The sequence below is a fragment of the Maridesulfovibrio sp. genome (genome assembly GCF_963666665.1).
Taxonomy (GTDB): Bacteria; Desulfobacterota; Desulfovibrionia; order Desulfovibrionales; family Desulfovibrionaceae; genus Maridesulfovibrio.
Map to the genome: position 1 here is coordinate 997,501 of NZ_OY762999.1, position 23,175 is coordinate 1,020,675.

22 protein-coding genes and 2 rRNA genes (1 of these 24 only partly in view) are annotated in these 23,175 nt (G+C 46.4%); 14 read left to right on the forward strand and 10 right to left on the reverse strand.

All coding sequences use genetic code 11. From position 1 onward, the window contains the following. Together ACKU40_RS04530 and rrf are read left to right on the forward strand one after the other, a co-directional pair. Positions 1–647: ribosomal RNA gene (locus tag ACKU40_RS04530) — 23S ribosomal RNA — on the forward strand; it begins 2,289 nt to the left of the window's first position. An 83-nt stretch (positions 648–730) separates the two neighbouring features. Then, positions 731–845 (forward strand): 5S ribosomal RNA (rrf, locus tag ACKU40_RS04535). Between the two features lie 75 nt (positions 846–920). On the opposite strand, the gene ACKU40_RS04540 is transcribed toward rrf, so the two are convergent. Beyond that, positions 921–2,381, reverse strand: a complete 1,461-nt coding sequence (locus ACKU40_RS04540; protein ID WP_320175337.1) for a glutamine amidotransferase-related protein — start codon at positions 2,379–2,381, stop codon at positions 921–923. 409 nt (positions 2,382–2,790) lie between these two features. Continuing rightward, positions 2,791–3,567 carry a cyclase family protein gene (locus tag ACKU40_RS04545; RefSeq protein WP_320175338.1) on the reverse strand — a complete coding sequence of 259 codons (777 nt, stop codon included), beginning with the start codon at positions 3,565–3,567 and terminating at the stop codon, positions 2,791–2,793. A 205-nt stretch (positions 3,568–3,772) separates the two neighbouring features. Between ACKU40_RS04545 and ACKU40_RS04550 the strand changes: the two genes are divergently transcribed. Next, positions 3,773–4,714: a hypothetical protein gene (locus ACKU40_RS04550; protein ID WP_320175339.1), complete on the forward strand. Its 942-nt coding sequence runs from the start codon at positions 3,773–3,775 to the stop codon at positions 4,712–4,714. An 88-nt stretch (positions 4,715–4,802) separates the two neighbouring features. After that, entirely contained in the window at positions 4,803–6,143 is a 1,341-nt protein-coding gene (locus ACKU40_RS04555) for a PpnN family nucleotide 5'-monophosphate nucleosidase (RefSeq protein ID WP_320175340.1), read from the forward strand. Positions 6,144–6,201: 58 nt separating this feature from the next. Here ACKU40_RS04555 and ACKU40_RS04560 read toward each other — a convergent pair whose 3' ends face one another. From ACKU40_RS04560 to map, 3 genes are all read right to left on the reverse strand, one after another. After that, a complete protein-coding gene (locus ACKU40_RS04560) occupies positions 6,202–6,951 on the reverse strand; it encodes a transporter substrate-binding domain-containing protein (protein ID WP_320175341.1) in 750 nt (249 codons plus the stop codon). A gap of 105 nt (positions 6,952–7,056) precedes the next feature. Further along, complete coding sequence (gene recQ, locus ACKU40_RS04565) at positions 7,057–9,279, reverse strand: DNA helicase RecQ (protein WP_320175342.1); 2,223 nt, start codon at positions 9,277–9,279, stop codon at positions 7,057–7,059. Between the two features lie 6 nt (positions 9,280–9,285). After that, complete coding sequence (gene map / locus ACKU40_RS04570) at positions 9,286–10,065, reverse strand: type I methionyl aminopeptidase (protein WP_320175343.1); 780 nt, start codon at positions 10,063–10,065, stop codon at positions 9,286–9,288. Positions 10,066–10,286: 221 nt separating this feature from the next. On the opposite strand from map, the gene atpD reads away from it, so the two are divergent. The 9 genes from atpD (at position 10,287) to ACKU40_RS04615 (ending at position 16,895) form a co-directional block, all read left to right on the forward strand. Next, positions 10,287–11,660, forward strand: coding sequence for a F0F1 ATP synthase subunit beta (gene atpD / locus ACKU40_RS04575; RefSeq protein ID WP_320175344.1), 1,374 nt, complete (start codon positions 10,287–10,289; stop codon positions 11,658–11,660). Further along, on the forward strand, positions 11,657–12,037 hold the full coding sequence (locus ACKU40_RS04580) for a F0F1 ATP synthase subunit epsilon (RefSeq protein WP_320175345.1): 381 nt from the start codon (positions 11,657–11,659) through the stop codon (positions 12,035–12,037). Before atpD ends, ACKU40_RS04580 begins: the two co-directional genes overlap by 4 nt. Next, positions 12,034–12,405 carry an AtpZ/AtpI family protein gene (locus ACKU40_RS04585; protein ID WP_320175346.1) on the forward strand — a complete coding sequence of 124 codons (372 nt, stop codon included), beginning with the start codon at positions 12,034–12,036 and terminating at the stop codon, positions 12,403–12,405. The genes ACKU40_RS04580 and ACKU40_RS04585 overlap by 4 nt, the downstream gene beginning before the upstream one ends. Continuing rightward, positions 12,392–12,709 carry an ATP synthase subunit I gene (locus tag ACKU40_RS04590; RefSeq protein ID WP_320175347.1) on the forward strand — a complete coding sequence of 106 codons (318 nt, stop codon included), beginning with the start codon at positions 12,392–12,394 and terminating at the stop codon, positions 12,707–12,709. Before ACKU40_RS04585 ends, ACKU40_RS04590 begins: the two co-directional genes overlap by 14 nt. Next, positions 12,700–13,368, forward strand: coding sequence for a F0F1 ATP synthase subunit A (locus ACKU40_RS04595; RefSeq protein ID WP_320175348.1), 669 nt, complete (start codon positions 12,700–12,702; stop codon positions 13,366–13,368). The genes ACKU40_RS04590 and ACKU40_RS04595 overlap by 10 nt, the downstream gene beginning before the upstream one ends. 29 nt (positions 13,369–13,397) lie before the next feature. Further along, complete coding sequence (locus ACKU40_RS04600; RefSeq protein ID WP_320175349.1) at positions 13,398–13,676, forward strand: F0F1 ATP synthase subunit C; 279 nt, start codon at positions 13,398–13,400, stop codon at positions 13,674–13,676. Between the two features lie 2 nt (positions 13,677–13,678). Beyond that, entirely contained in the window at positions 13,679–14,410 is a 732-nt protein-coding gene (locus ACKU40_RS04605) for an ATPase (protein ID WP_320175350.1), read from the forward strand. Between the two features lie 111 nt (positions 14,411–14,521). Then, a complete protein-coding gene (locus ACKU40_RS04610) occupies positions 14,522–16,048 on the forward strand; it encodes a F0F1 ATP synthase subunit alpha (RefSeq protein ID WP_320175351.1) in 1,527 nt (508 codons plus the stop codon). Further along, a complete protein-coding gene (locus ACKU40_RS04615) occupies positions 16,035–16,895 on the forward strand; it encodes a F0F1 ATP synthase subunit gamma (RefSeq protein ID WP_320175352.1) in 861 nt (286 codons plus the stop codon). The genes ACKU40_RS04610 and ACKU40_RS04615 overlap by 14 nt, the downstream gene beginning before the upstream one ends. 61 nt (positions 16,896–16,956) lie before the next feature. Here the strand turns inward: ACKU40_RS04615 and ACKU40_RS04620 are convergent, their stop codons facing one another. Then, positions 16,957–18,921: a hypothetical protein gene (locus ACKU40_RS04620; RefSeq protein WP_320175353.1), complete on the reverse strand. Its 1,965-nt coding sequence runs from the start codon at positions 18,919–18,921 to the stop codon at positions 16,957–16,959. A gap of 258 nt (positions 18,922–19,179) precedes the next feature. Continuing rightward, a complete protein-coding gene (locus ACKU40_RS04625) occupies positions 19,180–20,598 on the reverse strand; it encodes a carbon starvation protein A (protein ID WP_320175354.1) in 1,419 nt (472 codons plus the stop codon). A gap of 271 nt (positions 20,599–20,869) precedes the next feature. Here ACKU40_RS04625 and ACKU40_RS04630 point away from each other — a divergent pair, with 271 nt between their 5' ends. Beyond that, positions 20,870–21,535, forward strand: coding sequence for a Fic family protein (locus ACKU40_RS04630; RefSeq protein ID WP_320175355.1), 666 nt, complete (start codon positions 20,870–20,872; stop codon positions 21,533–21,535). Positions 21,536–21,626: 91 nt separating this feature from the next. Here the strand turns inward: ACKU40_RS04630 and ACKU40_RS04635 are convergent, their stop codons facing one another. The 3 genes from ACKU40_RS04635 to ACKU40_RS04645 all read right to left on the reverse strand — a co-directional run bounded on the left by ACKU40_RS04635 (position 21,627) and on the right by ACKU40_RS04645 (position 23,129). Next, on the reverse strand, positions 21,627–22,193 hold the full coding sequence (locus tag ACKU40_RS04635) for a flavodoxin family protein (protein WP_320175356.1): 567 nt from the start codon (positions 22,191–22,193) through the stop codon (positions 21,627–21,629). 143 nt (positions 22,194–22,336) lie between these two features. Further along, on the reverse strand, positions 22,337–22,699 hold the full coding sequence (locus ACKU40_RS04640) for a hypothetical protein (protein ID WP_320175357.1): 363 nt from the start codon (positions 22,697–22,699) through the stop codon (positions 22,337–22,339). Between the two features lies 1 nt (position 22,700). Continuing rightward, complete coding sequence (locus ACKU40_RS04645; RefSeq protein ID WP_320175358.1) at positions 22,701–23,129, reverse strand: hypothetical protein; 429 nt, start codon at positions 23,127–23,129, stop codon at positions 22,701–22,703. Positions 23,130–23,175: the final 46 nt, after the last annotated feature.

Consider the following 23,175-nt stretch of genomic DNA (forward strand, 5'->3'; position numbering starts at 1 on the left):
GTCGCCTCCCAAAAAGTAACGGAGGCTTGCAAAGGTTCCCTCAGGCTGATTGGAAACCAGCCGTCGAGTGCAAAGGCATAAGGGAGCTTGACTGTAAGACAGACATGTCGAGCAGGAACGAAAGTTGGTCTTAGTGATCCGGTGGTTCCGCATGGAAGGGCCATCGCTCATAGGATAAAAGGTACGCCGGGGATAACAGGCTGATCGCATCCAAGAGTTCACATCGACGATGCGGTTTGGCACCTCGATGTCGGCTCATCACATCCTGGGGCTGAAGCAGGTCCCAAGGGTTCGGCTGTTCGCCGATTAAAGTGGTACGCGAGCTGGGTTTAAAACGTCGTGAGACAGTTTGGTCCCTATCTACCGTGGGCGTAGGATAATTGAAGAGGGTCTGTCCCTAGTACGAGAGGACCGGGGTGGACGAACCTATGGTGTTCCTGTTGTCACGCCAGTGGCATTGCAGGGTAGCTAAGTTCGGAAGGGATAACCGCTGAAAGCATCTAAGCGGGAAGCCTGCCTCAAGATTAGTTATCCCTATGCTTTAGCATCTAAAGATTCCAGGTAGACCACCTGGTTGATAGGCTGGAGGTGTAAGTGCAGTGATGCATTCAGCTGACCAGTACTAATAAATCGTGCGACTTATTTTTCTTCTCTTCCCTTAACTTTAAATAGTTAAGGTTAATCTTCTCTATTTCAACCATATATTTTTGCTCAAAAGCAAGCTAAATTTGCTTGCGGCCATTGAGGAGAGGTCACACCCGACCCCATTCCGAACTCGGAAGTTAAGCTCTCCATCGCCGATGATACTGCTAGGTAGCTAGTGGGAAAGTAGGTCGCCGCAAGCTTTTTTATTTCTAAAGCCCCCTTGTTAATTCAAGGGGGCTTTACTTGTTTTGGGGGATGTATATTCCCTGTCTTCTCTATTTCTTTTTTAAAGCCCATTCCAGAAAGTTTTTTAACACAGGCTCAGCCTGATTATATGATTCTTTAATTTCGGGATGAAACTGCACTCCATAGCGTAGCCTGTCTTTGCGTCTTATCGCTTGAATGTAACCTGAAGCGGCAACTAGTTCATAATTATCCGGCAAAGAGTAAATTGCCCACCCGTGCACTTCCGGGGCAATGAACGGTTCCGGAGTCTTCTTAAAAATAGGGTCATCAATTTTTTTGTAGATTCTGGTTCGTTCTTCAGGATCCTGCATGGCTGAGATGTCGGACCAGCCCATGGAGTGCACCCGGGTATAACCGTAAGCAAATGCGTGCATCTGGCATCCGGCACAGATTCCGAAAATGGGTATGTCAGATTCACGAATGATTTCGTATTCCCCGTTGTATTCGAACATAGGAAGATTATTGTAATCAGCATTGTTGCCACTCAGAATGATTGCAGCCGGTTTGTTCGGCAGATTCTTGATCATTTCCATGTTGGCTTTCCAATATGGAATATGAACGACTTTTGCATCAGGTACCAGTTGTTCAACTCTTTGGGTAAGACGGGTGAAAGTGAAGCCGTTACGTTGATTACCGATGATCATAATATAAGGATTGTCCGGTATGTTTGGAATTTCCGGTTGAGCCGGAGTGAACAACATTATTTCATTGAGGGCAGGAGCGTATCCGGTATATTTTGTGATCACCAGCCTCCATAATCGAGCGGTGTGGACCGGGATATCCTGAATGATCCTGTAGGAATCTGAATTGCTGACTTCTCCTGCTTCAACCTTGGTCCATGATTCGCCATCATTACTTGTCATCCAGTGAAAATCGGAGAGCCAGCCGTCAGGGTTGTTGAAGTCTGAAAGCATCCAGATGAGCGAAACCGGGACGGGCTTGCCTAAGTCCAGCTCGACCCATTCGTGGTGAGGACCAGGGGGAGCTGCTCGCCATTGGCTGATCAGTCCAGCATCACTATAATCAGTGAGGTATTCCGGATTTGACCCACTGCCGGTCTTCACGGAAACAGGAGTCAGTCTTTGCAGACCGGAATAGTGGTCATCACTTTCCGAATCGACAAAAAATCTGCTGATAGTCCATAGACTGGCTTTTCCATCAACATTAATGGCCCGCACCCTCCACCACCAGCGGCTTTTATCATGCAGAGGTTTTTCTTTGGGAATTTGGAGGGCACCGACTTCTCCTGCCCCTGTTTTTAATATGTATTTGTACAGGTCGGGGGAATCGAAGGTGTTGCGCCGGTCAAGTTGTATCTCAAATTGATCGATCGATTTTCCATTTTTCTTAAATGAAAGTAACGGATTCGTGCGGGTCACAATGACATCCATGCAAGGATTGGTGTCCAACGAAGGAGCAGGGATATCCGAGGCAAGAACAGGTAAGCAAAGACTTAGTACTATCAGAATTGTAATGAGATACTGTTTCATGGCGGTCTCCAGATAAATTTTGAGATGATGTTAGCATATATTCCTTATATAGTCTTTGTACCGTAAGCAGTTTGTCGAACTCATTCTTTCCTTTAGTGGAGATGCGCAAAACATAAATTATCCGTTATGCTTGTGGCTTCACCTGTTTGAGCATGATTATTTACTTCTTGATGATAAAGTTTGTCGTTTATTCTCATGACGAGAATCTGTTCTGAGAGATTTATTTTGTTTTTTTGATGTATAATTCACGGTAGATAATGTGTTTCTTAGAAGGGAAAATTCTAAGAATTCAGCGCTAGCGTTAAGAGTATTTGTTTTCTTGACGGATATTTGTGTGTTTCAGCTATTTTAGACAAAAAAGCCCGCACAAGTCTCTTGTGCGGGCTTAGTAATTTAATGTGTAGTTTGATTACTCTTCGATAAGAGCTACCGGGCGAACCCAGCCAGCGGATCCTTTATGAATTTTTACCGGCATGCAGATCACAGTGAATCCGGTTGACGGGAGTTGTTCGAGGTTAGCCATTTTTTCCATATGGCAGTATGGAATCGTACTTCCAGCATAATGGCCTTCCCAAATAATGGAAGGGTCTTTTGTCTCCATAAATCTCTTTACAGTTGAGCTGAACGGGGCATCCCAGCTCCAAGCATCTGTTCCGACAATTTTAATGCCTTGTTTAGTCAGGTGAAGGGTTGCATCCCTGCCCATGCCGCAACCTTTTTCAAGGTAGTCATCATAACCGAATCTTTCTCCGGCGGCTGTGTTCACGAGAACGATGTCACCTTCTTTTAAAGTGTGACCTATTCTTTCCAGTTCGGCATCAATGTCGACTGGGGTCACAACGTAGCCGTCTGCTAAATTACGAAAATCAAGTTTTACACCCGATCCGATACACCATTCCAAGGGAATCAGGTCAATGGTCATTGCAGGGATATCGTCGTCTGTTTTGGAGTGATAATGATATGGAGCATCCATATGTGTGCCGGCATGAGTGCACATTTTTACGAATTCAACAGCCCAGCCTTCTTGTTCAGGAAGTTGTTCCGAGCTTAGTCCCGGAAAGACGGAAGCCATTTGAGCTGCTCCAGCTGTGTGATCAGCATAGATAATTTCTGGTACAAAACCGGGAGGGTCGGAGGGTTTGTCTGAACGAATGGAAACAGACAGATCGATAATTTTTTTAGCCATTTGTGTCTCTCTGTTGAAAGTGAATTGAAATACTGACACTGATGTATCTAATACCTTGAAATATTGTGTGTTTTTCCAAGTGGTAAACATGTTTAACACTTAATCTCCAGCGTTTCCTATGTCTATTGTTATCTTTCTATTTCCTATTGAATTCTCTCTATCATCATATTAACTATGTACAAAATTTTGATACGAAGGAATATGTATGAATGTTAAAGTTGACGTTGTCATAAATGTTTTTGGAAAAGTTTATCAGACAGCACTTTCGCTTCTTTCTCTATTGGAGTGCAGCGGAAAGCATATAGATAAAATTTATTTTCAAGAAGAAGCGTGTACTGCCGAATATGAATTTAAAAAACATGATGCGATTCTTAATTATCTTGATGGCAGAATAGAGCACTATGTTCCTAAGTATTGGAATGGTTTAGATTCTAATGACATGGAACGTGCTGCTTCATCAGAAGAATACCGTTTGTCTATAAGATATCAGTATGGTTGGGAAAAATGTCAACAACGTTATTTGCTCACCATACACAATGATATTGAAGTAACTACTGATATTGTGGCTAATCTTTACAATGAATTGGACGGTCACACTGGGATTGGCGAAATCGGCCAATGTTGGTGGTGTCCTGCAGCTCAGAAAGGGCTTTGTAATTCTGAACGTTACATGGAATTCAAACCCTCTTATCAATATTTGATGAAAATTTATAATCAGGACATGGATTATTCCAAGAGGCGGGCCTACAATCTTGGCTTGTCAGATCAGTACAAGGAAAATGCATGGCCTTTGCCTGAGTGCCGTTTAAATGAGTGGTGTGCCCTGATCGACATGGATAAAGCCCGTAAGGATACTATGCCTATGGGGCCTGCTGCTCCATTTGGGGCTTTTATCGCATCTGGGGCTTGTATTGGTGAGAACTGGGATCGTCCTGTCTGTTTGGACGTGGCTGTGCAGTGGTTTAGAGATTTGATGCATATGGGGCATAGTTTTAAGCATTATGATGTTAACAAGGATATGATTCATGATAAGCAGGGAAATGTTAAGCTGAATTCCGCAGAAGCGTATGTTTTAGCCGAGCAGAAGGCTTTGTACAGACTCAAAGAACGATTTCCTGATTATTGCAAGTTTGCGGGTTTGATGTAGCTCAAGCTTTGGGGAGGGCTTAAATTATTTGCTCTGAAATGCAATTTATCCTTGCATTTACCTGTGTTCCGATTACTCCTTTCTCATTATGCAAACAGAATTAAAGATTCCCATTCTTCCCCGTAGGATTGTTTCGCAGCAGTTTAGTGACGCTGATATTGAACGTCTTGCTCAAGGGCTGGCTGATCCTGAAAACCGTATGGTTGAAATCATCGGTGCATTGATCAACGTGCACAAGAATGATGTCTGTGATACCCGTGAAATCCGGGTCAAATTTAAAGATATGCAGATTGAACTGGCTCCGGTTAACGGGCATATCAATCTGCTATGTTCCCGCGTGCCGAGGGATTGCCTTTATGATGGACGAAACGTTATCTGGCAGTCCGTGGAGCATATTTCGGCAGTCATTCGCGATATAATTTTTGCTCCTAAGCATTCGTGCAACGGAGATGATTGCCGCTCCACGAATATTAAGAAGTTTGTAGAACATTCCGGCCTTATGTATCGCGGTGAGCGTGGTTTGGTCATGTTTACCTGGGGCGGGCATCAGGTACCCCTTGATGAGTACAATTTTGCCAAGGAACTCGGCTACTGGACTGCACTTTTTATGCCGGATATGGAAAATATCACTGGTTGCGGTGTAGGTGTTATGAAGGCTCCCTTCAAGGGCGCACAAGTTGCCTACGGTAAGCAGAATTCTTTTGAGCGCTTCGGGCACCGGGATTTTATCGGATTTTCAGAAAAGCAGATTTTGGCCGCGGAAGCTCCAAACGAACTGGTTACCCAGCTTTTGACTTTCCCGACTATTGAAGAGCGCATGGAAGCATTTATCCGTGCTTCCCATCGAGGCAAGGTTCATCCCGGTGGAGCCGGTACTGTTGAGGAAATTCTGACCATGCTGGCCTTGCTGTCTATGCCCGATAACAAGGGTATTCCCTATGAATTCGACCTTGTTGAGATGGGGGGCGGGGTTTATTTTAAAGAACTTGATGAGTATTTGAAGATCTGTTTCGGCGACGCATTGGACGGACTGTATAATGTCCATGTGGGGACAGCCCGCGCTTACGCCAACTACGTGGCTTACCAGACTCAGAATTTGAATACCCGTTATCTTTGGAATGATGATCTTGTTTTTGATCCGCGTATTCAGGAGCCTTTTGAGGTTACTTTCGAATCAATGGAAGGACTTGATCTTTCCCGGGATCAGGAAGCTTTTTCATTGCTTATTAACCTGCGCCGTTTCTTTTCCGGCGTTGTTCATCTGACAGTGAAAGACCCGGATATGCTTGATTCATGGGGCGATGACAGTCCCCTTATCAAGGGTGATAAAAACATTCTGGCTGCAACAGACCAGTTGGTCCGCAAGTTGGCAAAGCAAGGCAGGATTCATCCCAGTAAGAGCAATAAGCCTGCTTATCGAATTGAGTAGTGAATTTTATTGTTTGGAGAAAATAAGGCCGATCTGTTTGTTAACAGGTCGGCCATTTTTAATGGATGAATTCATTTACGATTGTATCAATCTCGCCACTGCATTTCATTTTGTATATTATGTTGTTAAATTTTTTTATAAAATCGCGTTTGAAAGGCGGATTGTTTTTGCGAGAAAAAGCCAAGTGTCCATATTCTGTACTTATCTTCATTCCTTGAACAAGCTTTGATGGATCAATGCCCATAAGTTTAGCCGTATAGAGGATGGATTTGCTGTCGTTTACGTAACAGTCAATGCGACCGGCAAGGATTTTTTTTATGTTTTTCTCATTACTGGATGCATCTTCGGTTTTAATTTTATCTATATTGGGGATTATGAATCCATCGTTGATCCCGATATTAAGATCTTCGTAGTCTGCAGGCCAATTTGGGCGTGGATTGTCCAGAAATCCTTTGGCGCAGAATATTGAATAGTCTTCTTCAAGTATCGGGGTAGAGTATGTGTCTATCCATGGTCTTTTCTGGGGCCACTGGTAAGGAGGAAAAGCAGCGAAAACTTTGCCGTGTTCGAGGCCTCTCAGTAAACGTTTATACGGGACGGGTATAATTTTGATTTCATACCCTTCCATTCGGGCAAAAGCCTTCTCCAGAATCCGCACATATATTCCATCATAAGTCCTATTTTGTATGAAACAATAAGGGGCATATGCATCGTCTCCATATACGTTGACCCTGATGATTGCTTTAGCCTGTTGTGTGCATGCAAATAGTGTAATGAAAAGGATAAATGTATTAAAAAAATGTTTCATTCAGAACCTGCACTTAGAAATTGTTCATGGATTACAATGAATAGTATGATAATATTCATTTTTTACGAACAAGGTCAAATGTATTGTTCTGAAGTTGATAAATAATTATTGGCTGGCGCGGATCATGCGCAGTATTTCAAATGAATAATTGCCGCAAAGTCCATTGAATACAGGGTTTAACTGCATGAAGCCTTCGTCTTTGTAAAAGGATAAAGTGTCCTGCAGGCATTTAAGTTCCGTTGGTTCAAGATCAAGAACATCGCTTACGTCTACTTTTCCGGCTCCAATGCAGGAAGTCAGGTGGGCATAAATTGTGGCGGGCTTGATCTTACGGGATTCAGCCACTTTTTCGATGTCCATAAGCTCTTCGAACAACTCAAGTGTTTCCAGTGCAGAGGCAGAAACAGTCGGGCCTGCATTTTTTGGGGTGGAAGTGGGGGCTTCTTTGATCTTGTCTTCCGGGATGGGAAAAAGATCATCCGGTCTGCCGTGTTTTTCCTGATGGTCCATCAGTACTTCGATTATGGCTGCTCCGTAACGAAATATTTTTTGATCACCCAAACCACTGACCGCATAGAGTTCACCGGTAGTTTGCGGTCGGTAGCAACCAAGTTCAAGCAGGGTTTTATCTGCAAAAATTGCATATGCCGGAACATGTTGTTCCTGCGCGAGTGTATTGCGCAGTGAGCGCAGCGATTCCAGCAGCTCTTGCGCTTCCGGAGTTGAAAGGGAGGGGCTGTTTGAATCCCCGATGACCAGCTTTTTGCCGGCGCGGCGGGTTCTGGTCTTGGCCAGCACCGGGTCTTTGCGCAGGGCTACAGTGCGCTCTTTACGCAGAACTTCCCAGCTTTTCGCATTTAGTTTCAGCGATCCGTAGCCCTCCATATCAACATCCACCAGTCCTTGGGAAACAAGCTGGCGGTGGATGGAAAGCCATTCATCGGAATTATATTCTTTACCGATGCCGTAAGTGCTTAAACTGTTATGCCCTTGGGTGCTGATGCGTTTATTTTCCTTGCCCAGTAAAATATCGATCAGGTAGTTGGCCCCGAAAAGCTGATCGGTGCGGAAAATATTTGAAAGGGCCTTTTGCGCCGGGATGGTCCCGTCAAATGTTGATGGCGGGTTGATGCATGTAAAACAGTTTCCGCACGGTTCCTCAAGTTCTTCCCCGAAATATGAAAGCAGAGACTGGCGCAGGCACCCCGGTGATTCGCAATAAGCTAGTAAGGCATTGAGCTTACGCAGTTCCAAGGCTTTACGGTCATCCGGGCTGTTGCCGGACATGATCATTCGTTTTAGGAATCCGATATCCTGAATTCCGACCGACATCCAGGCTTCGGCAGGCAGTCCGTCACGTCCGGCACGGCCTGTTTCCTGATAGTAGGCTTCGATGGTTTTCGGCAGGTCCAGATGGGCTACGTAACGCACATCCGGCTTGTCGATACCCATACCGAAAGCAATGGTTGCCACCATGACAATACCGTCTTCGGACATGAACCGGGCCTGATTAGATTCACGGGTCTGTGCGTCCAATCCCGCGTGATAAGGCAGGGCGTTGATTCCCTGTTTGCAGAGCCATTCGGCGGTGGATTCCACTTTTTTGCGGCTCATGCGGTAGACGATGCCGCATTCAGCAAAGTGATCGTTCTTGATGAAATTGAGCAGTTGCCGCTTTTCCTGATCCTTGGGGATTACAGTGTAGCGGATGTTAGGACGGTCAAACCCAGTTGCAAAAATATCATCATTGCTGAAGGATAAGCGGTAGAGGATTTCCTTGCGGGTCGGGCCGTCTGCTGTGGCGGTCAGGGCCATGCGCGGCACGCGGGGAAACATTTCCGCAAACACGGAAAGCCGCAGGTAATCCGGACGGAAGTCGTGTCCCCATTGAGCTACACAGTGTGCTTCGTCAATGGCGATCAGACTGATCTTGATGCCCGAAAGCATGTCCATGAATCCGGGCTGGGCCAGCCGCTCCGGAGCAACGTAAAGCAGGTCCATGTGTCCGCTGTGAAGTTCATGGATAATATGGTTGGCCTCGGAGGGCTGTATTGATGAATTCAGACAGGCTGCACGTACTCCCATCTGTTGCAGAGCTGCCACCTGATCGCGCATCAAGGCAATGAGCGGGGAAATGACAATGCCCACCCCCGGTCTAAGGATAGCCGGAATCTGGTAACAGGCGGATTTACCACCTCCGGTGGGCATGAAAACAACGGCATTACCGCCGCTCATAATGCGGTTGATGACATTTTCCTGCAACCCACGGAATGATTCATAGCCGTAGGTCTGGCGCAGGACATCGAGAGGAGTGCGTGGTGCGCTCATAAAGTTTTAAAGAGCCCAGCCTTCTCCGTTTTCACCGCAGGTCAGAACCTGTGCTCCACTGGCAGTTACTGCGATGGTGTGTTCGAAGTGGGCGGATGGCTTGCCGTCTTTGGTAACAATGGTCCAGTGATCTTTCAGGGTCTCTGTGTTTTTCACGCCTGCATTGATCATGGGTTCCACTGCAATAACAAGTCCCTGTTTGAGCTTGAAATCTTTGACAAGTCTGCTGTGGTAGTTGGGTACCTGCGGGGCTTCCCAGAGACTCTCTCCGATGCCGTGTCCGACCAGTGATTCTACGACGGAAAATCCTGCATTGCGGGCATATTGAGACATCTCTTTAGCTATCTTGCTCCATTTTACACCCGGTTTTATGTGCTTGATGGCGATGCGCAGGCATTCTTCTGTCACATCCATGAGTTTCCGTTTTTCTGCATCAATTTCGCCGATAGCATGGGTAACCGCGCAGTCAGAGCACCAGCCGTTCAAGCGCACACCGATATCGATGGAGAGGATATCTCCGTTTTCCAACTTACGGGCGGAAGGAATTCCGTGAACAATTGCTTCGTTGATGGACATGCAGCAGCCTGCAGGAAAAGGAACCTTGCCCGGAACACCTTTGAAAAGTGGAGTTGCACCATTGGAGGTGATGAATTTTTCTACTTCGGCGTTGATCACTTCGGTGCTTGTGCCTGCTTCGCACATTTCTTTAGCCACCATGTGGGCCTTGTAGAGCAGGATTCCTGCTTCACGCATGAGATCGATTTGTTTTTTATTCTTTATAATCATTTGGATAACTCCAGAAAATGTTTTCGTGACCGGGACAGGCTACTCTTTAATATATGGAAGTCAACCGGAGATCAGGGCGTTCTTCGTATGGAGCACTTACTTCGGTGAAAAAATAAACTTAATTTAAAAAGGCTTTACTAAACTTTCCGTTTCCGTATTCTATAAGCATAATAAGAAAACCTTTACGTGCAGGACCTGATTCAAGTTGCGGCGGTGAAGTTATGGAACACAAGTTTTCGGGTGAAGTTATCTCTGTTAGGGGATCCGTTGTTGATGTGCGTTTTCCTGAAGAAATACCCCCCTTGCTTTCAGTTATGTATTCAGCAGGAGAGAAGGCGGTCACACTTGAGGTGGCCGACCACCTGAATATGAATTCTGTTCGCGCCATTGCCATGACTCCTACCGGAGGGCTGGCCCGTGGTGATGTTGTCCATTGCGAAGGTGAAACCCTACGCACTCCCGTGGGTGAGGAGTTGTTGGGCCGGGTGCTCAATGTATTCGGTGATCCGGTAGACGGTAAAGAGCTGCCTAATGATGTTGAATTCAGATCCATCCACAATCAGCCCATCGAGCTTTCACGGCGTGTTGTATCAGAGGAGATTTTTACCACTGGAATCAAGGTCATTGACCTGCTCATGCCTCTTGAAAAGGGCGGCAAAGCCGGACTGTTCGGAGGAGCCGGAGTGGGCAAAACAGTACTCATCACCGAGCTGATCAACAATATGGTCGGTGCGCATAGCGGGATCAGTATTTTTTGCGGCATCGGGGAGCGTTGTCGCGAAGGCGAAGAACTTTACCGCGAGATGGGTGATGCAGGTGTGCTTGATAATACGGTAATGGTATTCGGTCAGATGAATGAACCTCCGGGCGCGCGTTTTCGAACCGGGCATACAGCCATGACCATTGCCGAGTACTTTCGGGATGATCAGGGTACGGATGTTCTCCTGCTCATCGACAATATTTTTCGTTTTATTCAGGCCGGTATGGAACTTTCCGGGCTATTGGGGCGTCTGCCATCGCGTATGGGCTATCAGCCTACACTTGGTTCAGACCTTGCGGAATTGCAGGAGCGTATTTCCTCCAGCCGTTCCGGAGCCATTACCTCAATTCAGGCTGTCTACGTACCTGCCGATGACCTGACTGACCCGGCAGCAACCCACACATTTTCACATCTTTCATCTTCAATTGTCCTTTCCCGCAAGCGTGCCGGAGAAGGTTTTTATCCTGCCGTTGACCCGCTTGAATCTCGATCCATGATGCTTTCCCCTGCAATTGTGGGGCAGCGTCATTATGACGTAGCCCGCGAAGTTCGTCGTACGCTTGCCCAATATGAGGACCTTAAAGACATCATTGCCATGCTTGGCCTTGAGGAACTTTCCCGCGAAGACCGTAAGATTGTCTCCCGGGCGCGCAGGATGGAACGTTTTATGACTCAGCCATTCAACACTACTAAGCATTTTACAGGTATGGACGGGCGAATTGTATCCCTTGAAGATACGGTCCTCGGTTGCGAGCGGATATTGAATGATGAATTCCCCGATGCTTCCGAGCGTAATTTCTACATGATAGGTTCCATCGAGGAGGTAGGCAAATGAGGCTGAAGATTCTGGTTCCCGCAGGTCTTTTTTTGGACCGTCTGGTGGATAAGGTACTGGCTGAAAGTACCAAAGGCGGATTTTGCCTGCTGCCCAACCACATTGATACTGCTTCGGCTCTTGCTCCGGGCATTCTCACTTATGAGGTGGAAGGGGAACCTTACCATCTGGCAGTGAATGGCGGTGTATTGGTCAAGAATGGCGATGCGGTACGTATTTCTTCACGGGCTGCTGTTGCCGGTGAGCTTGGTGAACTGGAAGCTGAGGTCTTGCGTATGCAGGATGAGGCTTCAGAGGCGGAGAAGTCTGCACGCAGTGCGGTTGCCAGGCTTGAGGCCGGATTTGTACGCACTCTTATCGAAGTGGAGACTACATGATCCCGCGTGAGACAAATGACCGCAAGTCGGACAGATTCGGCCGGACCGTAGGCAGCAAGGAGCAACGCAAAATCCGTGCGGGGCAGAAAGGTACCGTCGGGGCGTGGTCCGCTTTTGGAGCTATGGGAGCTGTCGGCTGGCTGGTGGCCTTGCCTGTTGTGCTGGGTAGTTTGCTTGGTGTTTGGCTGGATAACCGTTGGCCCGGTAAAGTTAACTGGACGATGTCCATGCTCGGTGTCGGTCTGGCTGTCGGCTGTCTGTTTGCCGGGATCTGGATGAATCGTGAGAAGAATAAGATAATCAAGGAACGTGACGACTGGGAACAGCAGGACATCAAAACGAAGGACGCAGAGGATGATCATAAATAGCATAATGATAACAGTTGCAGCCTTTGGCATCGGTTTGCTTTTATCCGCCGTTCATTTTGGAGGGCTCTGGCTGACTGTACGCATGCTGCCACGCTGTGACCGGCCGAGAATGTTTTTCTGGTCCAGCTATCTGGGCCGCTATGGAATCACCCTTTGGGGTTTTGCTCAAATTGTGAGCTATGGGGGGGCACCCTTTGTCTCTGCATTTTTAGGTTTCTATTTGTTACGGACCTATGCGCTGGCCAACCATTGCGGCATGGGTATGTTGGATATAGTTAAAATGAAGAGGACTGGATGGAAATAAGCCCGGACCATATCATTTATTTCAGCTTTGGGTTTTTTAAGCTGAATGCCACCATAGTTTATACATGGCTGGTTATGGTCCTGCTTGCGGCTTTTTCATGGTTTGTGACCCGTAAGGTTACATCTTCAGCTACGATTTCTTCCCAGCAGAATCTGCTGGAAGTTTTGGTGTCTGGATTACTTTCCCAGATTAAAGATGCTACCAACCAGCATCCGGAGAAGTTCCTGCCGCTGCTTGGAACTCTTTTCATCTTCATTCTCGTCTCTAACTTGCTTTCCGCTGTGCCGGGATTCAATCCGCCCACAGGTTCGCTTTCTACTACTACTGCGTTCAGCTTAATCGTATTTTTCGCCGTTCCCTATTACGGAATAAAGGAGAACGGCTTGCTCAACTATCTTAAAAGTTATGTGCAGCCCTCGCCATTCATGCTGCCATTTAACATAATAGGTGAGGTCAGCAGGACTTTCGCTTTAGCGGTGCGTCTTTTTGGAAACATACTTAGTGGGACCATGATGGGTGCGATTCTGCTGGTGATTATGCCGCTTTTCGTGCCTGTAATCATGCAGATGCTCGGACTGCTCATCGGAGTGGTGCAGGCTTATATTTTTACTGTACTTGCGGCGGTGTTTATTGCCGCAGGTCTTGAGGTTCATAGGTAGCCGCCGGTGGCATAAATTAAGGAGGTTATATGGAAACTCTTGGTTGGATTGCTTTTGGGTCGATTATTGCGGCAGGACTTTGCATGGGTATCGGTGCTATTGGTCCCGCGATCGGGGAGGGAATGGCTCTTTCGCGGGCGTTAAGCTCTATTGCCCAGCAGCCGGACGAGACCAATACCATTGTGAAGTTCCTTTTTGTGGGGATGGCAATGGTCGAATCTACAGCTATTTATTGCTTTGTGCTGGCTATGATTCTGCTTTTTGCCAATCCGTTCTGGTCCTATTTTATTGATAAAGCCGGAGGCTGATAATGCTGCTGGATTGGTTCACGATCTTTGCGCAGGTTTTGAATTTCTTTGTGCTCATCGCGCTGCTCAGGTTGTTTCTCTACAAACCTATTGTCGGGGCCATGCAGGAACGTAAGGAACATGTTGCGCAAGAGACGCATGCATTGCAGAAGGCCAAGGCTGAATCACAGACCTTGAACATGGAACTTCGCCTGAAACGCGAGGACCTTGATAACCGTGAGGCCGAGGTTATGGCTGAAATTCATGCCGAGGCGGAAAGGTTGCGGGAGCAGGCCATGGATTCCGCGCGGGGTGAAGTCGAAACCATGCGCAGGGAATGGCTGGCTGCATTGGAGCGGGAAAAGGAAAGTGTTGCGCTTAATTTGCGTAAAAAGCTTATCCATGAGGTCTCTGCTACTGCCGCGCGGATTGTGCAGGACCTGTCCGGAAGTGATCTGGAGCAGTTGATCCTAAGCGGTTTTATGCAACGGATTAATGATGAGGCCCGTGGGGTTGATTGCGGCAACTCTGAAATCCTGATCCGCACCGGGTTTGAACATACAGAAGAACAGGAGCAAAACCTCAAGCAATTGCTTGATGAATTGTTCCCGCTTAAGAATGAGCGAATATTTACAACTGATTCCAGATTGGGCCTCGGCATTGAACTGATAGCAGGAGATCGCAAATGGGAGTGGAATCTAAGTTCGTATGTAACTGAACTCGAAAATAAAATTTTAACTGAAATAAATAGCTAAACTACCCGCAGGATTAACCGGACGAAGTGGCGATCCTTGTTAAAAAGTTTGGGGATTCTTAAACCCTTTTTTAAAAGGGTTTAAGCCCTCGGAGAGCCGCCGGAGGCAAAAATGGGTTTCCTAGAAAAAAATATAGATCAGGCCTTGAATGCCCATGAAAAGGGCCGTGAGAATATGGAATACAGTCCTGATTCGCGTGAAGTTGGGCGGGTTCTGTCAGTTGCTCGTGGTGTAGCGCAGGTTCAGGGGCTAGGGTCAGTGCGTTCGGAAGAGTTGATCACTCTTGGCAATGATGTTCCGGGTATGGCGCTTGATCTGCTGCCTGAATCTATTGGGGTCGCATTGCTGGGCGCAAATACAGGACTTAGAGCCGGGGATGAGGCTGTTCCTTCAGGTACGGTTCTGAGTGTTCCGGTAGGCGATGCGTTGATCGGGCGTATTGTGGACCCTCTGGGCAATCCTCTTGATGGGGGGCCGGCGCCGGAAACTTTCGAAACCCGCGTATTGGAATCGGAAGCTCCGCCTATCCTGATGCGTGCTCCGGTTGATACTCCTATGGCGAGCGGTATCAAGGTCATTGATACCTTGATTCCTATCGGACGGGGGCAGCGTGAGTTGATACTCGGCGACCGCCAGACAGGGAAGACCTCCATTGCCCTCGACATTATACTGAATCAGAAAAAAGGAGATGTGATCTGCGTATATTGCGCGATCGGTCAGCGCAGCGCATCCGTAGCGCGTGTTATTGATATCCTGCGCAACCATGGAGCCATGGACTATTCCTTCGTGGTCGTTGTCGCGGGTAATGCTCCTTCAGGGATGCAGTATATCGCACCTTATGCAGCAACGAGCATGGCTGAATATTTCATGGAACAGGGTAAGGATGTGCTAATTATTTACGATGACCTGACCCGTCATGCGCAGGCTTACCGCCAGCTTAGTTTACTCATGCGCCGTCCTCCGGGCCGGGAAGCTTTTCCGGGAGATATTTTTTATATCCACTCAAGGCTGCTGGAACGTTCGACAAGGCTCAAGCCGGAACATGGCGGCGGTACGCTTACAGCGCTGCCTATCGTAGAGACTGAGGCGCAGAATATTTCGGCCTACATCCCTACAAACCTTATTTCCATCACTGACGGACAGATTTATCTTTCTCCGGTGCTGTTCCAGAAAGGGATGCTTCCGGCAATTGATGTGGGTAAGTCGGTTTCCCGCGTGGGTGGTCGTGCTCAGCCCAAGGCCTACCGCAAGGTTTCCGGTGACCTGCGTCTGACTTATTCCCAGTTTCAGGAGCTGGAGGCGTTTGCAAGGTTCGGTACAAGGCTTGATCAGGATACCCGTAACCGTATTGAGCACGGTCTTCGGGTTCGTGAGTTGCTTAAGCAGGATCGATTTTCACCGCTTAGCGCAGCACAGCAGGTGGTAATACTCTGGACTGTATCATTTGGGCTTTTGGATGATATCCCTTTGGAGCAAATTTCCGAAGTGCAGGAGTTTTTGCTGACCAGAATGGAAGAGGGGTTCGAGCCTATGGAACGTCTGGAACAGGCGGATACCAAGGATGAAATCTGGGCCGAGCTTGAGAAGGCAGTAACTCATCATATGCAGAAGTGGAGAGAGGCGAATGCAGCAGCTTGAGGCCGTGCGCAAAAAAATTGCGACCACGGGTGATCTGCTTTCGGTGGTCAAGACCATGAAGGCCCTTGCTGCGGTCAATATTCGTCATTTTGAGAATGCAGCCAAGGGAGTCGGTGAATATGCCGAGGTCATCGAGCAGGGCTGGACTGTCTTTTTTCGTAATGCCGGAATCCTGCCGCGTGGTTCACGGGACGGAGTCGCTGTAGTGCTGGCCGTCGGTTCAGATCAGGGAATGTGCGGGCAATTTAATGAGCTGGCAAGGTCTGAGGTTGTGAAAGCGGTTGCAGAGCTTAGTGATGCAGGACATAAGGTGATCTGCTGGACCTGCGGAGAACGGGTGCGCGGCGCTTTGGAAGATTCCGGGATTGAGGTTGATTTGAATTTCCGTGTTCCTGGCAGTTTGCGCGGGGTTAATTCCATTGTTGATGAGATCGAGCAGAACTTGGATGATTGGCGTAAAAAACGCGGAATGAATCATTTTACCATAGTAAACAATCTGCACGTCAGCGATGGGGCAAAGGTTGCGGCCCGACATATCCTGCCGCTTGATAAGCGCAGCGGAAGCACGAAATGGGATGGAAAATCCCTGCCCATGACCAATGTTCCGGTTCAAGATTTATTCTCAAGTTTATTCAGGGAATATCTATATATCTCCGTATACGGTGGAATTGTTCAATCTTTAGCCGCCGAGAACAGTTCCCGCCTTGCCGCCATGCAGGTGGCTGAGAAAAATATTATCGAACATATCGATGTTCTTGAGTCCGATTATCGCACCACCCGGCAGGGGAACATTACTGGTGAGTTGCTGGATATTGTTGCCGGGGTTGAGGCGGTTGTTGGGGGGTAGAACAAGCCCGATTGAGGGGCAAGCGGGCTTGCGATGCTTTCGGAAGTCATTTGAGGAGATTTTAATTGGGAGGAACGTCTTCAGTTTCATTTTCTTTATCAGAATATTCTTCTTCGAAAACTTGATCAATATCTTCTGGCGATACACTCCAATTTTCTCCAAATTTAGCGCGCGATTCATCGATAATTCTGTTTAATTTGTATGCTTGTTTTATGTCTTGAATTTTATCTAATTTAGCTGCTAAAGCAGTGATTTTTGATTCTTCAACGCATAGTAATGTATTGATAATTTCAATGTTGCTGTCGTTTGCTAGATTTTCACTTTTTGCCATTGATAAAAAGTCTATAACTTTTGTTGGAGTGTCTGCCAATACTCTAGCAAGATTTTGAACAAGATTCTTCATTACTTTGTCCCAAGTTGCTAATACATATCCATATTTAACACCTTCTTTTATAAGGGTAAGAGTTGAAGCATCGTGATTTACAATAATTTCATCATCCTCAGGTTTTTTCCATTTAATTTGATTGTATAAATCTTGATCATACATAGGAGATGTCACTATGTTGATGTTGTGTCTCTCTAAAAGTGATTGAATTTTATTCTCTATGGAAGTTATATTAGGTGTTTCAGTAATGCCAAAGTGATTTAAAAATTCGTCTAAAGATAGACTTTCTTCTGCTGGTAATTTTTCATTTATGTGTGTGTAATGACTAAGGTAGGCATTTTTAGATGCTTTAAAATGTGTTTGTAGTTCGGGAGGTAGTTCATTATATATCTGAAGCCTTTCTCTTGCTAGTTTCCCATGCGCTGCCATTTCATTTAAGTAGCTTCTAGGAATTGAAAGTTGTATTCCATGAGATTCGCAAATTTTACGGAGTGCATTCGCTGTAATTTCATATCGAGAGCTTGAGTCCCCAAATTCAAGTCCAAACATAACAGGCATTGCTACGCTTGAATCTAGCAACATTATAATATTTGATCGTTCTCCTAGAGCTCTATAAATGTCAAAAGTGTCAGTTTTTAATATTTGATCAAGGTATGCTCCATATTGTTTGAATTTGGCGGAACTAATTTTGGAAAGAGTTGTATATATTTTGCGTTTTTTATTCCTGAATTTGGGTTGATTTATAAGGCTCCTTAAGCTTTCCGCTGCTGCACTATCTCCGTTAAAATCTTCACCTACTACAATAATTTCTAAAGCTGTATCGAATAATTCAGATGCATCTTCATCGGCGATGTTTAGTTCACTGGTCAAAAGTATGAGATCAGTTTGCCTCATTGCAGAGAAGCTGTCTTTAGCTGTCTGAATCATACCGTATTCGTTGTCACTAAGTTTTAGGTTTTGGTCAGAACCTGTGACCTTAGCCGCTCCTCGTAGTCTAGCTAGTGCTTTGGGGGCTAATTCTTTAATGTTAATATTCTCATAGTGCAGTACTGTTGTGGTTTGTTCGATAAGTTCCTTTTTCGAAATTAAACTATTTTCAAATAATATAGCTTTGATATTTGCTTCAATAATTTCTTCGCGTAATTCTTTTGCTTCTGGAGAAAAGAGCAAAAGAGTGCTTGTAGCTATTTCTGATAATTCAGATTTAATTTTTTCAGGAATTGAAATGCCTAGCAAATTAAAGGCTTCTCTGGAGTAATGACCTACAGTCAATGATGTTGCTAATTTACTTAATGAGTGAATTGAAACATCAACTTCATTTTTATATTTGAATTTATTTATGAGGAATTTAGCTTCCTCGTCAGGCGAGATGTTTTTGTTGGTTATATAAACAAAGTGATGTTTATCAGCGGATAATGTTTTTTGGGCTTCGTCATTAATTTTATTTTGCCAGTCTTTTCTAACGCTTAGTTGTATTCTTACATGTTCTTTGCTGCATGTTACATCTACTCCCCCATCACGCGGCCCATCAACCACTGCAATATCAGCGTATCCTTTTGCTCGTAAATATAAGGTTGCGACATCGTAAAATCTTTTTTCTTCTGTGTGCTGGATTGCAGTTTTAAGTGTTGAGAATAACATATTTTTACCTTCGATTCTGGGTGTGTGATTTTAGATTTGCTGTAGACTATATAAAAACAGCTCTTGTTGTTTTGGCTTCTTATAAATTTAAAATTATATTTTATATTAAAATTATATTATATTTGTAAAGTGTTTTCAATGATATCTCATTGTATTTTCGACAATATTTTGGAATAAACAAAAAAGTCCCCCGCCTGCTGCAGCAAGCGGGGGACTTTCGATTAAGGAGTGGGCTGTGTTTATTTTTAGGAAGATGGTCTAGTTGGTTTCAACTGCTGCTTTGGGGCGAGCGTACTTTACTAAGAAGGTGCCGAGAGCAAGTACTGCTGCTGCGATACCGATCATGATGGAGATGTTCATGTCCAGTCCGAAACCGATCTTGGCCTGACAGATGAATGTGGCAACAACTGCGGTCATGAAAGTTGCGGGGATGGATGCGATCCAGTGCAGTTTAGCACGTTGAGCGAGGTACACTGCGGAGGTCCAGAGAACCAGCATGGACAGGCACTGGTTGGAGAAGCCGAAGTATCTCCAGATTGCGGAGAAGTTCTGGGTGGAGATGATGTAACCCAGAGCGAACAGGGGTACTGCGATGAGCAGACGCTTGATTGCGGGGCCCTGATCCATTTTGAAGGTTTCCGCTACAATGAGGCGTGTGGAGCGGAAAGCGGTATCACCACTGGTGATGGGCAGGATTACTACTGCGATGATGGCGAAGATGCCGCCGATGGGGCCAAGCAGGGAGTTGGCAACTTCAGATACTACTGCGGAAGGAGAACCGGCAGCGATAACTGCGTTGAGTGCTTCGGGGGAATCGTAGAAGGACAGGCCGAGGGTACACCAGATCAGGCCGATGATACCTTCGATGATCATTGCACCGTAGAATACGGGGCGGCCTTCTTTTTCATTCTTTACACAGCGTGCCATGAGCGGAGACTGGGTGGCGTGGAAACCGCTGATTGCGCCGCAGGACAGGGTGATGAAAAGAAGGGGCCAGATGGGTTTGTCGCCGGGGTGGAAGTTTACAGCGAAATCAAGGTTGGGCAGCATGGTGTGGCCGCTGAGCATAAGTGCTACTGCGAGGGATATGGTCATAACCAGCAGCAGTGCGCCGAATACGGGGTAGAGTTTACCGATGAGTTTATCAATGGGCAGGATGGTTGCGAGAAAGTAGTAACCGAAGATGCAGGCTACGAGGATTCCGGTTTCTATTCCGGTCAGGCCGGTGAGCAGCTTTGCAGGTGCGAGCACGAATACAACACCAACCAGCATGAGCAGTACAAATGCGAAGACGCGCATTACCTGACGGGCAGTCATACCGAGGTATTCACCGACCAGTTCGGGTACGGATGCACCATTGTTGCGGATGGAAAGCATACCGCTGAAGTAGTCATGTACAGCTCCGGCAAAGATACAGCCGATAACGATCCAGATAAGGGCTACAGGACCGTACAGGGCACCGAGAATGGGGCCGAAGATGGGGCCGATCCCGGCGATATCCAGCACCTGAATGAACATGAGTTTCCACATGGGCATAGGCATGTAGTCAACATCATCACGCATGGTGTATGCGGGAGTGGTGCGTTTTGCATCAGGCGCGAACACGTTGTCCACGAATTTACCATAAAGAAGATAACCGACAATAAGGGCTGCCACACAGGCAAAGAAAAATAGCATAAGAATATCCTCCGTCCTTTTGCTGAAAAATATGTATGCGCTTCTTCTGGCATAAAGGAGGGAATGAATTCTATGCTTTGTGTTTGAAATGCCGTTTTCGGTGTTTGAAATGACTTATAACGGATGAGGTGGGGTGTTTTGATATGTTGGGGGCTGCTGGGTATGCAGCTTTTGTGTAAATTGACAGTTCTTGTAAATGAAAATACTCTTTTATGAAATTTACAGGTGCTGCGTTCGGGACGCAGCGCTCTATTCCATTTAGAGGTTGTTCATGCGTTCTGATAAGAAAAAAGCTTTATTTGTTGCCCGCAAAATTTTTACAGAGTTGGTTTTTGATACGCAGAAACTGGAGGGGATGCCATTTACCTTTCCAGAGGTTCAAACATTCATTCAGGGAATTACTGTCGGCGGTCATAAAATATCGGATGCTGAAAAACTTAAACAGCAGGTACTTGGCTGGGAGACTCTGCTCGGATTGGCTGAATCCGGTAAATTTGTGATAAGTAAGGAAGTTGCATGTGATCTTCAGACCGTAATTGCGAAGGATGAGGCATTGGAAATCGGTCGCTTCAGGTCAGGTCAGGTAGGGATTGCCGGTACTGACTATTGCCCTCCGAAGCCTGATGAGTTGGATGCAGCATTTAAATGTGTGATGGAAACCATAGAGGCTGAAGAATCAATTGTTGTTCAAGGTTACCTTTTGCATTTGTTATTTGCCCGCACTCAGTTTTTCTATGATGGGAACAAACGTACAGGCTTGCTAATGATGAATGGGCATCTGCTGTCCAATGGTTATCCTCCCATGTCGATACCTGCAAAATTGTTAGCGGAGTACAACTCTGGAATGATTGATTATTATGAGAGTGGTGATCCGGCAAACATGCTTGCCTTTCTAAAGGATTGCCATGAAAAGCTGGCTGCAAAATTTGATTTTTAGGGATATCTTTATATCGCTTTCACAAAAATAAAGCCTGACGCGATCATAAATCACGTCAGGCTTTTCTAATTTCGAGAAGGTGCGGGGCTGCTTATTTAACCAGCTCGCGCGCGAACTCTACTGCCTGCTGTTTGGCTTCCTCCCCGAGGTTGTCGGGGTTCTTACAGCCGCCCAGGAAGAGGGTTGCGGTGTGGTTGGTCAGGTGCGGTTTCTTCATTCTGGAGAATGCGGTGAAGGTTTCCGCTGCGTTGTTCTCGTAAGGGCCGCCGCCGGTTACCAGAAAGCCGTGACGCTGGTCCTTGATGAGGGAAGCGTGGGTTGGCATGTGGTAGTCGACGTACAGGCTGTAGGTTCTGTCGATTACAGTCTTGAGCTGTGCGGAAGGACCCCAGAAGTAGAGCGGGGAAGCGAAGACAACTGCATCTGAAGCTACCATCTGCTCCATAATTGCCGGAATATCGTCTTTGATCACGCAGCCTATCTTTTCCGGTTTTTCCTTACACTTCATACAGGCCATGCAGCCTTTCATTTCTTTGTCGTGAAGGTAGATAGTCTCAACTTCATGACCCATTTCCTTGAGTTCATCTTCAACCCATTCGATCATTTTTGCGGTATGTCCTTTTTTTCTGGCACTGCCTTGAAGGCAAAGAACTTTCATTTTCTGCTCCTGAATTTTTATCAATGGTGATTATCAGGCATGATAGAGAAATCAGCCTGTGTGGAAAACAATTTGAAATATGATCGGCGAAGGCTAATCAAGAATGCCTGTGTGCGCAACGTCCAAATAAGATAATTTTCAAGTTAATGCACATTCTTGAGCTCTGCTACGACCTCATTAATTGCGCGGTTGAAGAGCTTCATGACTTGGCCTTCTGTCTGGGGGCGGCCTTTTTTAAAGATAAATATGGGGACGGCCTTGTTTTTCTTTTCGGAGTACAGATAGAAGAGGCGCAGGCCTTTGCGGGGTGAGATGCGTAGTATTCTTATTGCAACCCTGACTTTGCGAAGTGCGATTTTGTTGAGGCCCCGGTATACGACCCCTCTGGAGGGTCTTCTCAGGATTTTCTTTTTGGCGCGGTTAATGTCATTTTGGGCCTGCGGGTACTTTTTGAGCAAAGTTCTTTCATAGCGCAGGTAGGCCTCTGTTTCCTGAAGCATGGTCATGCTAGAGAACCTCCTCCAGTTCGCAAAGGGAGTTCTGTATTTCAGGGTCAGAGGCAATGGAAAGATCAAGTACCAAGTCGTTCCAGTCCATGAGCGGGCTGGTTAGCCTGCGGCCTGCCCAGCGCGCGAATGGCGAGGGCAGGGTGCAGAGATTCATATGGGCTTCGGTGAGTTGATCCTTGATTGTCACGGCTTTTTGCAGCACTGAAGAGCATTCTGCATCGGCAGTGATATGGCAGGATGCTTCCTGCCAGTCCTTCGCAAAATTGCGGATGACAATGCGGCTTAGGCTCTTGATAACAAAAAGGGTCCTGATGGTACTGAATAGCTTAATGCCCGATGTATGCCTTGCGTGCACTGTTTCATGCAGAGTCTGAATACGTGCGGCAAAGGAATTGAATATACGGGTGTTACAAGAACATTTGCTCATCGTCGCGGCCCTTAATTATATGGATTTATGAAGGCAATTTAGAGCA

What these genes read in the sequence shown, in the direction of transcription:
- ACKU40_RS04540 (WP_320175337.1), bottom strand. Translation starts at nt 2,381, where the DNA reads ATGAAACAGTATCTCATTACAATTCTGATAGTACTAAGTCTTTGCTTA.
- ACKU40_RS04545 (WP_320175338.1), bottom strand. Translation starts at nt 3,567, where the DNA reads ATGGCTAAAAAAATTATCGATCTGTCTGTTTCCATTCGTTCAGACAAA.
- ACKU40_RS04550 (WP_320175339.1), top strand. Translation starts at nt 3,773, where the DNA reads ATGAATGTTAAAGTTGACGTTGTCATAAATGTTTTTGGAAAAGTTTAT.
- ACKU40_RS04555 (WP_320175340.1), top strand. Translation starts at nt 4,803, where the DNA reads ATGCAAACAGAATTAAAGATTCCCATTCTTCCCCGTAGGATTGTTTCG.
- ACKU40_RS04560 (WP_320175341.1), bottom strand. Translation starts at nt 6,951, where the DNA reads ATGAAACATTTTTTTAATACATTTATCCTTTTCATTACACTATTTGCA.
- recQ (WP_320175342.1), bottom strand. Translation starts at nt 9,279, where the DNA reads ATGAGCGCACCACGCACTCCTCTCGATGTCCTGCGCCAGACCTACGGC.
- map (WP_320175343.1), bottom strand. Translation starts at nt 10,065, where the DNA reads ATGATTATAAAGAATAAAAAACAAATCGATCTCATGCGTGAAGCAGGA.
- atpD (WP_320175344.1), top strand. Translation starts at nt 10,287, where the DNA reads ATGGAACACAAGTTTTCGGGTGAAGTTATCTCTGTTAGGGGATCCGTT.
- ACKU40_RS04580 (WP_320175345.1), top strand. Translation starts at nt 11,657, where the DNA reads ATGAGGCTGAAGATTCTGGTTCCCGCAGGTCTTTTTTTGGACCGTCTG.
- ACKU40_RS04585 (WP_320175346.1), top strand. Translation starts at nt 12,034, where the DNA reads ATGATCCCGCGTGAGACAAATGACCGCAAGTCGGACAGATTCGGCCGG.
- ACKU40_RS04590 (WP_320175347.1), top strand. Translation starts at nt 12,392, where the DNA reads ATGATCATAAATAGCATAATGATAACAGTTGCAGCCTTTGGCATCGGT.
- ACKU40_RS04595 (WP_320175348.1), top strand. Translation starts at nt 12,700, where the DNA reads ATGGAAATAAGCCCGGACCATATCATTTATTTCAGCTTTGGGTTTTTT.
- ACKU40_RS04600 (WP_320175349.1), top strand. Translation starts at nt 13,398, where the DNA reads ATGGAAACTCTTGGTTGGATTGCTTTTGGGTCGATTATTGCGGCAGGA.
- ACKU40_RS04605 (WP_320175350.1), top strand. Translation starts at nt 13,679, where the DNA reads ATGCTGCTGGATTGGTTCACGATCTTTGCGCAGGTTTTGAATTTCTTT.
- ACKU40_RS04610 (WP_320175351.1), top strand. Translation starts at nt 14,522, where the DNA reads ATGGGTTTCCTAGAAAAAAATATAGATCAGGCCTTGAATGCCCATGAA.
- ACKU40_RS04615 (WP_320175352.1), top strand. Translation starts at nt 16,035, where the DNA reads ATGCAGCAGCTTGAGGCCGTGCGCAAAAAAATTGCGACCACGGGTGAT.
- ACKU40_RS04620 (WP_320175353.1), bottom strand. Translation starts at nt 18,921, where the DNA reads ATGTTATTCTCAACACTTAAAACTGCAATCCAGCACACAGAAGAAAAA.
- ACKU40_RS04625 (WP_320175354.1), bottom strand. Translation starts at nt 20,598, where the DNA reads ATGCTATTTTTCTTTGCCTGTGTGGCAGCCCTTATTGTCGGTTATCTT.
- ACKU40_RS04630 (WP_320175355.1), top strand. Translation starts at nt 20,870, where the DNA reads ATGCGTTCTGATAAGAAAAAAGCTTTATTTGTTGCCCGCAAAATTTTT.
- ACKU40_RS04635 (WP_320175356.1), bottom strand. Translation starts at nt 22,193, where the DNA reads ATGAAAGTTCTTTGCCTTCAAGGCAGTGCCAGAAAAAAAGGACATACC.
- ACKU40_RS04640 (WP_320175357.1), bottom strand. Translation starts at nt 22,699, where the DNA reads ATGACCATGCTTCAGGAAACAGAGGCCTACCTGCGCTATGAAAGAACT.
- ACKU40_RS04645 (WP_320175358.1), bottom strand. Translation starts at nt 23,129, where the DNA reads ATGAGCAAATGTTCTTGTAACACCCGTATATTCAATTCCTTTGCCGCA.